This is a genomic window from Ensifer sp. M14, assembly GCF_003355565.1.
In the GTDB taxonomy this organism is placed as follows: Bacteria; Pseudomonadota; Alphaproteobacteria; order Rhizobiales; family Rhizobiaceae; genus Ensifer.
This window is the reverse complement of the sequence record NZ_QJNR01000017.1, coordinates 55612-67475: the sequence shown is the minus strand read 5'-3', so window position 1 is coordinate 67475 and position 11864 is coordinate 55612. Positions and strand designations below refer to the sequence as shown.

The window sequence follows — 11864 nt, the reverse complement described above, 5'->3', positions numbered from 1 at the left end:
TGCGTATTCCGATGAAGCCGGCCATCGATTCCGATTTGAAGCCGGCCGGTCATTCCGATTTCATTCCGGCCGGCGTTCCGAATTGAAGGCGGCCATTTATCGGACTGATCCTGGGTCTTTTTGATGTTTGGATCTGGTTTTGTTTGACGTCAAGCTTGTGGTGTTTCTGGTAGCACTGGGGCGCGCTGTTTTCTCATGCTTTCGCCGGTGAGCTCGATGCGATAGGCGCTGTGAACAAGGCGATCGAGAATGGCATCAGCAAGCGTAGGGTTCGCGATAATCTCGTACCATCGGTCCAAGGGCACTTGGCTTGTGACGATGGTGGACCGCCGCTCGTAACGGTCCTCGATGATCTCCAGGAGATCGCGCCGCTGATCGTCGTTGAGCTTTTCCGGTCCCCAGTCGTCAAGGATAAGCAGATCGGTCTTGGCCAGCGATTTGAGGATCCGTCCATACCGTCCGTCGCCTCTTGCCAGGGCAAGCGAGGCGAATAGCCTTGGAACACGATGATAGGCGACGGAGAAGTCCTCACGGCATGCCTTGTGGCCGAGGGCGCAAGCTAACCAGCTTTTGCCGACCCCGGCCGGCCCGGTAACGAGAAGACTGTGATGCTTGCGGATCCAGTCGCAACCGGCAAGCGTCATGAATAGGTTGCGGTCAAGGCCACGTGCGGCACGAAAGTCGGCGTTCTCGATTTGCGCATCATGGCGAAGCTTAGCAGCCCTGGCGCGGGCTTCGAAGCGCTTCTGTTGGCGCATGGTAGCCTCTCGCTCGAGCAGGATGGCAAGCCATTCGCCATGCTCGAGGCCGCGTGCCTCGGATTGTGCGTCGAGTTCCTGGAAGGCCGTGGCCATGCCGTGAAGGCCGAGTTCGCGCAGCCTGTCGATGGTGGGATTTGTCAGCATCGTATCTATCCTCAATGAAAGTAGTCAGGGCCACGCAGATTGGCGTGATCGATGATTGCAGACGGTTCGGCGGAATGCCTGGCGGCCTTATGGTTGGCCAGAAGTGAGGCAATGCTTTTGCAGTTCAGCCCGCCGATCTCGACGGCTCTGGCCGATACGGCTTCAGCGCGATCGCGAGTGATGTCGCGAAACAGGCGCAAGATACCCAGACATGTTCGGAAGCCCTGTTCAGGGTGTGGACGGCTGGCGAGAACAGCGATGATCAATCCTTCGGTCTGGGGCCCGATGGATGCGCCCCAGCGACGGAAGCGATCGGGCGTCCACTCGGCATATCGCCGATGAGAACTGGGCATGTGCTCCGGATCGGTTCCATGAAGAGGACCGCCATAGCGACGCTGGTGGACGGCGACGCGCTTGCCGCGGTGAAAGATCTCGACGGTGCGCGCCGTCGCTCTCAGATCGACCTGCTGGCGGATGAGGCCATGCGGCACGGAATAGAGAAAGGTTTTGTATTCGACGTGATAGTCCGTCGAGACGCGAACCAGACGCCATTCCGCGAACTCGTAATCGTCACCGGGAAGGCTGGCGAGCGCGGCACGTTCAACATTCTCGAACAATTGTCGGCGACTGACACCAAGGCGTCGCATGACGTGGTCGTTGATACGATCGAGTGCCTGGCCAATCGCGGCATTGGCTTCGGCCAGCGAGAAGAAGGTCTGATTGCGCAGACGTCCAAGGATACATGACTGGGCGAAACGGACACCGTTCTCGACTTTCGATTTGTCTTTCGGCCTTCTGGGGCGGGCCGGTAGAACACCGATGCCGTAGTGAGAGGCCATCATGCCGTAGCTGCGGTTGATCTCAGGATCATAAAAGCTGGCACGATTGACACCCGACTTCAGATTGTCGGGGACGATCAGCCGAGGAACACCGCCGATGAAGCGAAACAGGCGGACATGCGCGCCGATCCAGTCAGGAAGCGATTGCGTCCAGGTCGCTTCCGCATAGGTAAAGCTGGAAGCGCCGAGCACGGCGACGAAGATCTCCGCCTCACGGATCTCGCCAGTCTTGCGATCGACGATCGGTATCTTCTTTCCCGAATAGTCCACAAAGACCTTGTCGCCTGCAGCATGTTCCTGGCGCATCGTCGGAGAGAGCCGTTGTTCAAAGCCACGGAAGAGCTCACAAAAGCGGCTGTATCCATACCCATCGGGGTTTGAAGCGCGGTACTCCTCCCAAAGGATCAGGAGGGTGACGCCGGGCCTCTTGAGCTCGACGGCAAGCTCGGCCCAGATCGGTTCAGTACGCCGTCTGGTGCCCTGCTTGACGCCATTGCGAGCGAAGAGTTTGCCCTCCAGCGCATCGTCGGTCAGATCGCCCGGTAAAGGCCAACTCAATCCGACCTCCGCCGCCCGCCGTAGATTATCCTGGACTGTACTGCGCGCTATTCCCAACATGACCGCAATCTCGCGGGAGCTGGTACCGCTTCCGGCAAGCCGCAGCATTTGTCTTAACTGTCTCATGGTCAGCCTTCTCTTTGCCGGCATCAAAATCTCCACGTTGCTCGTGGTCCATTTGATGCCAAAGTTGCTGACCCAGGGGGTAATCTTCAGTGCCGAAAACCGGCCGGCTTTTGATCGGAATCGTGGCCGGCTTCAAATCGGAATGGTGGCCGGTCTTTGATTGGAATGGCGGCCGGCTTCACGTCGGAATCCGCAGAATGACCGGCCGGCTTCAAATCGGAATCGATGGCCGGCTTCATCGGAATACGCAGGCTAAGAGCTGAATCAACGTTTATTCGAAAGTGAGAATCTGGAGATTCTCGATCGAAGAGCTGCGCTTTCGCAGGGACAGGGCAGACAACTTATTGCTTCGAGGACCCGGCGGAGTCCCCCAGTCGTTTCGATCGCAGTAGAGCCCCTACTCCGCTCCGACGACCGACTTCTTCCACACGCCGTCCCTCCATCTTATGAATGCGTAACCGGGCCGGGATGGGTCAACATGCGCAACAGCAACTGCCCGTTCGTCGTCACAGGTAGGGTCGGTTTCCGGCTGCGCAGGAACTGCCGGGCCTACCGCAAGTCCACAAGGCGGGATGGATTGGGCACCCCCATTCAGCCAGTGAGCCAAAGTCAAACTGCTGGCGACAAGGAACCGCGCCTGTGACAGACCACTCAGTTCGAAGGAACGTCGGTGGGCCCACCTTCCCACGTCAACGCCACTGTCCATCACGGGGATAAAGACCCAATCGGGTTGGAAGTGGCGCAGAAGATCATCTGTGAGAGGACGGGCCTGAAGGTCCTGGCAGATGAGGACGATGCAACGTCCAAGCCCGTCGGCATCGACGACGACCACAGCTTCGCCCGACGCGGTATCCTCGAGAATTTGGCCGGCTCCTGGATCAGAGAGGCCGTAAGCCTGCGAGAGCTTCGCTGTTATCCCGGCAGGCCACAGCTTCTGCTGACGCCACAACTCGGTACCTATCCCGTTTACGATGCGCGTCTCATTCCACGCTTGTTCGTCCTTCTTCGCACGGGTGGCTCCAGAGCCTGCGACCAGCAGCCTCAGCCCAGGCTCGTGATGCAGCAGGCTGCGCGCCAGGGTGTCAGCGTCATCTTCGCAAACCGTCAGTTCTGCCGCGATCGCGATATCAACCGGTCCGGCCTCAGCTAGGCCCTTGATAATGCTGGCAGGCGCGTCCAGATGCGGAGCAATGCGGAAATCGACAAACCGTTGCTCCCCGCGCATGTGTTCAGTCTTGACTATGTCCGCGGCATTCTCCGCTACGGGAAAAAACGCAATGGATTCGTGACCGACGTTCGCCGCAGCCTCGATGCCCCTCGCCGCGTCGACAGGCAGAAACTTATGAGAGATCGATACCAAGCGGCCAGATTGATTTAGCGAGCGCGGGACAACTTCCAATGCGGCGAACCGATCAGCAAGGGTATCGGCATTTGCAGAGGTCGGATGACGCGAAGGGCGGCAAAGCGGACCTCGCGCGATTAGTCGGCTGGCCTCGTCTTCATGATAGACACCGAACACCTGCCGCCATTCACGCGCCTCCCTCAGCCATTCGGGGACTTTCGACACCACGCCGGTTGAAGGGGCCAGAGAGGCCACCCTTGGATGTATCGTATAAAACGCCCGATCTATAGCCTTCATCACCGCAAGGATTTGGCCACGGTAGCTCGCCTGGTCGAGCACCGAGATTTTTAGCGTGTCCCGCAAAGCATCACGCACCTCCGCTATACCGTCAGATAGCAGCGCGCCTTCGATATCGGCGGCAAAACGCGGGCCAGGCGGCCTCGCCGAGGCGCGGGCGGACGGGTCCCAATCCTTGGCGACTTCCCAGAGCGCAACGAAAAGTGAAGAAGGCCCCGCCGATGAGCCCGCGAAATCGAGAAGACTGATCATTGGGGACGGGGACGCCTCGGCCTGGATATGGATATGAACTCGAAGGGTACCCCGACCTGCTGGATGATTTCGCCCAGGTCAAGAAGATGCTCGCGGACGTCCACCAGCGTCTTCTCTCCGATCGTATGCTTTTTCCTGTCAAGATTGGCGTAAACGAGATTTGCGATCGTAGCCATTTGCCGAAGCAGCAATTGCACTCGCGGGCGCTGCATGGTCGACAGTTGCTTCGCACACTGGGTTAATATTTTAAGAAAGACCGTCGCCGTTCTTGGATGCCTGCCATAGTAATTTGCGAATTGGGCATGTCCCCGCCGCTCGTCACCAAAGGCTGCATCCAAGAAATCGAAGACAATGCTCGCATCCCGGGGAGCCAGCACGGCCTGTGCGAGATCAACGAAGTGCACAACGAGCGCGTTCGTGCCACCGCTCCAACTGACGGCCCGAACTGCTTGGATAGCGTGGTCGGCCGCTTCCTCTATTCCGACAATCTGAACGGGCGCTTTAGCCAGGCGGCTGTGCAGGTCATATTGGAGTCTCAACAGCTCCGGCCGAAATCCGGCGGGAGCTTCCTCAACCTTGCGCAGCCCTCCGCGAAACTCTTTGACGCTCTTCTCGGGGTGGCCTTGGACGTGAAGTATTTCGCCTCGCAACAGGGATACATCCACATCGCCGACGATGACTTCCTCCAGTTGTTCGGGAGAAACCCTGGCCGCCACGGAAGTTTCCCTAAAGTCCTTAATGAGCTTGATGAGGTCCCCAACCGTCTGGTTTGCGGCGTCGGCTTCGTTCTCGTTCAAATAGATGCGCGCCACGCGACGCCTGTTTGAAATACGCCGTAGACGTGCGTTGACGGTGGTTGCGGTGGCCAGAAGACCGTCGAGTTCCTCGAGCAAGGCAAGCTCTTCACTCGGTTCCAGGTAAAAGTTGAGCTCTGATAGGTATCTCTCGATCGCCCAGGTCAGAGAGTGCTTCCACTTCGATGGTTGGCCAGCCGTTAAGGCGCGCAACAGGTCGACTGTACGATTGAGCATCTCGACGGCTCCGAACGGGCTGTCGGAGTAGTCGGCTAGGCCCAGAGCCGTATCGACCAAGGCAGACACGTATTCGTCATCAAGCTCAGCACCGTCAAGTTCATCCTCGAATGCGCTCTCGATCAATCGTGAGAGTTCATCGACGGCCCTGCTCGGCTCCGCACCCTTGAGCTTCGTAACATATTCGACGGTTGCATGGGTCGGCCGGAGACGCCGTTGCACCGCGGCAAGCCATTCGGGTTCGAAACTCGGTATGTCCAGTGGGACTTTCAGGAGTTGGCTTGCCAAGCGCAGATAGTTGAGTGTCAGATAATCGAGCGCGGGATCTTGGGCAACGAACGGCGCGAGGGTTTCATAATAGGGCAAATCCTGCGCGGCATTGACAGACAGCGCCTTGAAATCCTCCTGAGCTGCGTCGGGCGAGAATCCCCCAATTTTGGAAAGCTGCAGCAACGCCCTGGCTGTCGCATCGGACTCAAGAGACGCACCGACGCCCACCGCGCGCATCGGGACCGCGCGCAATTCAATTCGATCTTCGCGTCGCGTACGAATTGCAGCGGCAACCTTGGCGACGCCGTCGATGTTCTGCCGGTTCAAAATGAAGCAAAGTGCGACGGTGTCCGGTATTTGCATGGTGCAAATGCCCGCCACGTCCGCCATGCCCGTCCTGCTGTCGATGAAGACGAAGTCGTAGTTGCTCTTGGCCCAATCACGGAAAGCCTGAAGCAGAATCCCCCCCGCACACTCGTTGAAAAATCCGGGCCAGGAGAAATGAGCCAAGGCATCCTCATAGGGCTTGGGCTCTGGGGTATCGATGAGCGGGCTACCGGCTCCGACGTAATCGAGGGCCGCGTCTATCGGCAAGTCGTCATGTGCCATTATCGGCCGTACGAGTTCGTCGAAGACCTGGCCGCTCTCGTAGTCGGAGATGGTCCGGTCGAGTTGCTGTGGCGACTTCGCTTCAGCAACCGACTGCGACCAGTCCCACATCAAGTTTAAGATCCCGCGAGATTCCTTAAGGTTCTTGAGTTCTGCCCCTTCCATAAGGCCACGAAAGTAGTAGGCAAGGCCTGGAGCCTCCAGATCCCAGTCCATGACCAACACTCTGTGGCCGTTCTGGGCTGCGAGGAAAGCAGTATTTGCAAGCGCCATCGTACGCCCGACACCACCTTTAAATGAGTAAAAGGTTATGATGCGACCTTCCTTTGCCATCCCCTTCACCGCCGATGGCCAATTTGGCGATCGTCGCTGTCTTGAGTTGCGGATTGTGCAAAAGTCATTGGATGTCTCATGTGTTGTGCGAGCTTATTTTGTCGCGACGCGAGTGTCCGCCGCACGATCGCCCCACTGCGGCGTTCATGCGAGGGTGCGACGCCCTGCGACGCCGCGACGATCGCCTTGGCTGCTGGCGTCAGGAAATTGAACAGGCTCGTACCGTCTCGATGATAGTCAAGAACACCCATTTCCCTTAGTATCTTCAGCTTACGGCTGACTGTCTCGACCCTGAGCCCTGTTGTCGCCGCAAGCTCCACGCCCGTCTTGTCGCCACCAGCCAGCGCGTTTACCAGATCGGCGTTCTCGCGGATGATGTCTACAAATCGCTCGTCTACCCGGCGATTGCCTGCCTGGCCGGCCAGAAGTTGGGCAAAGCTCAGTTGCCCCAACGCAAACGCGACCGCTGCGTCTGAATCTGCACCGGCCTCGCCACGGATTGCCTCTACTACTCTGGGATCGGCCTTTTTGAGGTACCCTTTAAAGAAGGAAGACAACTGCTCGTTGAGCGCCATAACACGCTCGCGAGAACCATCCGCCAGTACCTCCTCCAAGCGCGCGGCTACGGCCGAATATAGACCCGCCGGTATTTCCGATGCGAGCTTGGCGGTTTCCGTCACCTGCCGCAACAAGTTCCACTGCTCTATCGCCATTGTAACCACCCCTATTGTCAAACGCACTTTACCGTCGAACCCGTAAATGATCAACTAGCATCATTGATCCGTTGTTGACATGGATGTGATTTGGTGAGACTTCTTGGGAAAAGGTAAAGACGCGCCTCCAGAATCCCGTAATGACACACTTCCGCATTGCAAATGGGGCGGGAAAACGGGGGGAAAGGCGAGTCCGCACCTCGAAGACTTTGTAATGCAGGACGCGATAACGAAGAAGCCGTCGGAGCGGTAACTCCAACGGCCTTCGGATCATCGTTCAATCACCCACGCGAGGCGGTACAAACGGATCGCTAACACCGGACACAAGACGCTCCGGGGTCCCGATTGTCAAGCCCTCGCCGGATCGGCGGAGGACTAGAACACCAAGCTTTCTACATGCCAAGGCAAGAGCCAAGCACCGTCACAACCAACGGTGGATGATTGCGGTTGCCCTACAGAAACAGCTTGTACTGGACCCGCCGGGTCCGGACGGAAGGACCCATCATGTCAAGAATGCACTGCGGGTACGCTCGCAAACGATCAGACTTCGGACAGCGCTTGAGGAAAGCAACTCGAGCATGACCCGCCAACACGTAGGACACCACGAGATCGCTTCTTTCGCGCAGGACAAAGTGAACCTGCCCAAAGACAAGGCCGACGAATACAGGGCGCAAGCAGGGCGCCTGCGCGAAAAACTCGAACGCTATCTTGAAGAGCATCCCAATTTCACTCTCCGCAAGATCATGCTGTCGGGTAGCCTGGCAAAAGGCACTGCACTTCGCTCTCTCAACGATATCGACATAGCTTGCTACATCAGCGGAGCCGATGCGCCGAAAGATGTTCGGGAACTACTCGAGTATCTGGCGGAGCGACTTCGCAAAGCATTTCCGAACTTCGATCCTGATCAGGTGCAGCCTCAGACCTATTCGGTTACCGTGTCGTTTCGGGGGTCGGGACTTGATGTGGATGTGGTGCCCATCCTCTACGACGGCGATGCGCAATGGTACGGAAACCTTGTCAGCCAGGAAGACGGTTCGTTCCTGAAAACAAGCATACCGCTGCATTTGAACTTCGCCGCCAAGCGAAAACGTGCTCAGGAAAAACACTTTGCCCAAGTCGTCCGACTGGCGAAATTCTGGGCCCGCCGGATGAAGCAGGAACGTGACGGCTTCCGCTTCAAGTCCTTCATGGTTGAAATGATTCTCGCCAAGCTGTGCGACGACGGCTTGGACTTCTCCGACTATCCGGAGGCGCTCCAGCACTTCTTCACATACATTGCCCGCACCGACTTTCGGCAGCTGATCGTGTTTGACGATTACTACCCTGTCACCTCGGTCGGATCGTCATCCGACACCGTGAAGATTTTCGACCCGGTCAACGCCGTCAACAACGTCGCGCGGCTCTACACTGCGGCGAACGCCGATGCCATCGTCGATGCCGCCATCGATGCTGGCGACGCTATCGACGCCGCGCTCGCCGCTCCCACCAAGCAACTGACCGTCGCCTACTGGCAGAAGGTCTTCGGTCCCTCTTTTCAGGTCTGAGATCGAACATGTCATCGTTCAGCTTCACCGAAACAGAAAGCTCGACCTTCACGGTCACCCACGCCAGGCACATGGCTGCCAAGGTCGCAACAGACTTGAAGCGCATGCAGCGCTTCTACGACCAACCCTCCGATAGCATGATCGCACAGTATGAGGCGGAGGTGACCGAGCTGATCAAGGCCGGCTATCTCGCCACGGTCACCTATGGCTTCAAGAAGGACGGGAAATGGATCGAGCCAACCCTGCGCTATACCGCCAGAGACCTAGCAGGCGCTTCGTCCGACGACAACGATCCCGGTCGAATCCGTGCGGGCGCCAACATCAGCGGTGCCAGGTTCTCCAGTTATCTGACCTATAGTTCCGCCTGGCATCGACTGCCGCAGTCTCAGCGAGACATTTTTGAGGCAAAGCTTCCCTTCACCCGAAACAATGCCGAGGAGCCGGGCATTTCCGGCTATCTCGCCAGCGATCGGACTTACTCATCCGGCGGTCGGGCTCTCGACCGCGCCAGCGTCAGGAGCTTTTGATGAACACGAAACCCGCATTGGACGAACTTTTCGAGCGCCGCATCGCCTATCCCGACTTCGAACCGCAGGCGCGGCTCGCGCGCCTTGTCGGCCTCGACGACCAGAAGAGCCGCCTTGCCAAAATTCTCGGCCTATTGGTCAATCCCGAGGGACTCGCAGGCTGGGCTGCGCGACACCATCCGGGCGCTGAGCCTCTGATCGAGACGGTTCTGCGCCGCCCACCCCTGGTGGTGTTGGCCGGCGATGTCGGTTCTGGAAAAACCGAACTTGCAGAAACGATCGGAGATGCAGTGGCGCGACAGGAGAAGATCGACATCACCCTCTTGCCGCTTAGCCTGTCGACTCGCGGTCAGGGCCGCGTTGGCGAGATGACCCAGCTCCTTAGCGCGGCTTTCGATTATACCGTAACTGAGGCTAGCCGCCTGAAGTCCGCCTCCGGGAAAACGCGTGGCGCCGTCATCCTGTTGGTGGACGAAGCGGACGCGATCGCCCAATCGCGCGAAACCGCTCAAATGCATCACGAGGACCGAGCCGGTGTCAATGCGTTCATCCGTGGCATCGACCGCATCGCCAATGCGAAACTTCCCGCTGCCGTTCTTATGTGCACGAACCGACTGAACGCACTCGACCCGGCAGTGCGGAGGCGTGCGGCAGATGTTCTGCGTTTTGGCCGCCCCGGCAACGAACAAAGGCGATTTGTGCTATCCAGCCGCCTCGAGCCTGTCGGTATTGGTCGCGGCCATATCGAAGCCCTGGTGGCTGCAACCGGACCTGTTGAGGGTTCTCGCGATCACGGGTTCACTTTCTCGGACATCACTCAACGCCTCTTGCCTGCGATCGTACTGGACGCTTATCCGTCGCGACCGGTCGACGGTACACGCGCCGTGGAGATCGCTCGCGAAATGATCCCGACACCTCCCTTCCACGACCCGAACGACAGCATGAGGAAACCTGCGTGACACAAGCTGTAACTGTTCGACGCGATGGAGACACGTTCCAGGCGCGCCTATTCTGGTGGCATGCAGCCCGCCTGCTTGACCCAGGAAGCGCCGTTTCTCGCGTGGCTTTCGAGACGGGGCCTAAGAGCTTCGACGACGTCTGGGTGGAATATGATCCGGCGCGCAGCGCGCTCGACCAGTATGGCGATCCGCTTCGACGCGAACACATCCAATGTAAATGGCATGTGACGCCGGACAGCTATGGCTACACCCACCTGATCGATCCCGAGTTCATTAACGCGAACGCCCGTTCATTGCTGCAAAGGGCACGGCAGGCGCAAATTGCTCACGCCCCGGCAGGTTCCGGCGTGCGCTTCAAACTGGTGACAAATTGGCGGCTTGATCGAAACGATCCCTTGCGCGAGATGATAGGCAACCGGTCCGGCGCAATGAGGCTCGAACGGCTCTACGGCACGGCAACGGACAATAGTAAGGCGGGCGCGGTGCGCAAAGCCTGGCGGGAACACCTGGAGATTGATGAGGACGAACTGCGGCTCCTGGCACGCACATTGGCGTTTGGCGAGGCTACCGACACGCTCGACGCACTGCGCGAGCAACTGGACGTTCTCTTCGGCTTCGTCGGTCTACAGCGCATTCCGGCAAACCAAAGTGCATTTCCTTACGACGATCTCGTATTTCAGTGGATGGCACAAGGACGGCTGGAATTTGATCGGGCCGGGTTCCAGGCTCTCTGCGCGCGGGAGGGCTTGCTCGGATCTGGTCAGGGAAGTCCTCGCGTGTACGGCGTAAAATCGTTCGAGCACGCATTTGACCGCCTCGAAGAAAGATGCCACGAGGTCCTCGACCTGATCCCCGCGTTCGACGAACGGTATATCCGCGATGACGAGGACTGGGAAACTACGCTTTATCCTCGACTTCGGGCCTTTCTGCTTAAGGCAGCCAAACAACAGCCGAGGCTGCGACTGGCGCTCGACGCCCACGTAACGCTGGCATTTGCCGCAGGCTCAATCATTAACATCAAGTCGGGCCGGCACATCGAACTGGAACAGCGCAGCACAGGTCGACGGTTGTGGGCAGGAGACGATTTGGCGCCCGATCCGAACTGGTCGCGGCTTACCTGTGAGACGATCGAGCTTCAGCAAGATAAGCCCGATTTGGCGGTCGCCCTCGGGCTTACCCATGACCTGTCAGGAGATGTACGTCGATTTTGCGAGGCCAACCTTCCGGATGTTGGACGACTTCTGTTGATGCAGCCAAGCGCCGGCGCAGGGGCGCAATCGGTGGCATGTGGGCGGCATGCCTTCGAACTTGCCGATGCAGCGACCAATGCCGTTCGCAAGGCAAGGCCCGCGGGTTCCGGTTGCACGCATCTGTTTATCGCAGCGCCAAACGCTTTTTCATTCTTTCTCGGCCAACGCCAGGCCGCCCTCGGTCCCGTTCGTCTTTACGAGTTCGACTTCGAACAGGCTCGCACTTATACGCCGGCACTTACTCTGCCGATCAGCGCCGGCAATGGTGTCAGTACCAGCGAACCACAAAATCTATCTGAATAAAGAACC

General features: G+C 58.4%; 9 protein-coding genes. 4 read left to right on the top strand and 5 right to left on the bottom strand.

The annotated features are described in order from the left end of the window. Positions 1–149: 149 nt before the first annotated feature. From istB to BLJAPNOD_RS32445, 5 genes are all read right to left on the bottom strand, one after another. The gene (gene istB / locus BLJAPNOD_RS32465) at positions 150–905 is read right to left on the bottom strand and encodes an IS21-like element helper ATPase IstB (protein ID WP_025431003.1); all 756 of its coding nucleotides are present in this window, start codon (positions 903–905) and stop codon (positions 150–152) included. An 11-nt stretch (positions 906–916) separates the two neighbouring features. Next, a complete protein-coding gene (gene istA / locus BLJAPNOD_RS32460) occupies positions 917–2452 on the bottom strand; it encodes an IS21 family transposase (RefSeq protein ID WP_057208875.1) in 1536 nt (511 codons plus the stop codon). A gap of 373 nt (positions 2453–2825) precedes the next feature. Further along, complete coding sequence (locus tag BLJAPNOD_RS32455; protein ID WP_115422856.1) at positions 2826–4319, bottom strand: hypothetical protein; 1494 nt, start codon at positions 4317–4319, stop codon at positions 2826–2828. Continuing rightward, positions 4316–6562 (bottom strand): AAA family ATPase, encoded by a 2247-nt coding sequence (locus BLJAPNOD_RS32450; protein ID WP_115422855.1) that lies wholly within the window; start codon positions 6560–6562, stop codon positions 4316–4318. Before BLJAPNOD_RS32450 ends, BLJAPNOD_RS32455 begins: the two co-directional genes overlap by 4 nt. A 5-nt stretch (positions 6563–6567) precedes the next feature. Continuing rightward, positions 6568–7275 carry a helix-turn-helix domain-containing protein gene (locus BLJAPNOD_RS32445; RefSeq protein WP_147294625.1) on the bottom strand — a complete coding sequence of 236 codons (708 nt, stop codon included), beginning with the start codon at positions 7273–7275 and terminating at the stop codon, positions 6568–6570. A 578-nt stretch (positions 7276–7853) separates the two neighbouring features. On the opposite strand from BLJAPNOD_RS32445, the gene BLJAPNOD_RS32440 reads away from it, so the two are divergent. Genes BLJAPNOD_RS32440 through BLJAPNOD_RS32425 form a run of 4 tightly spaced genes read left to right on the top strand, consistent with a single transcriptional unit; the run spans position 7854 to position 11858 of the window. Next, entirely contained in the window at positions 7854–8819 is a 966-nt protein-coding gene (locus BLJAPNOD_RS32440) for a CBASS oligonucleotide cyclase (RefSeq protein WP_115422853.1), read from the top strand. 8 nt (positions 8820–8827) lie between these two features. Continuing rightward, entirely contained in the window at positions 8828–9346 is a 519-nt protein-coding gene (locus BLJAPNOD_RS32435; protein WP_115422852.1) for a hypothetical protein, read from the top strand. Beyond that, on the top strand, positions 9346–10305 hold the full coding sequence (locus BLJAPNOD_RS32430; protein ID WP_115422851.1) for an ATP-binding protein: 960 nt from the start codon (positions 9346–9348) through the stop codon (positions 10303–10305). Before BLJAPNOD_RS32435 ends, BLJAPNOD_RS32430 begins: the two co-directional genes overlap by 1 nt. Further along, entirely contained in the window at positions 10302–11858 is a 1557-nt protein-coding gene (locus BLJAPNOD_RS32425; protein WP_115422850.1) for an SAVED domain-containing protein, read from the top strand. Before BLJAPNOD_RS32430 ends, BLJAPNOD_RS32425 begins: the two co-directional genes overlap by 4 nt. Positions 11859–11864 lie beyond the last annotated feature (6 nt).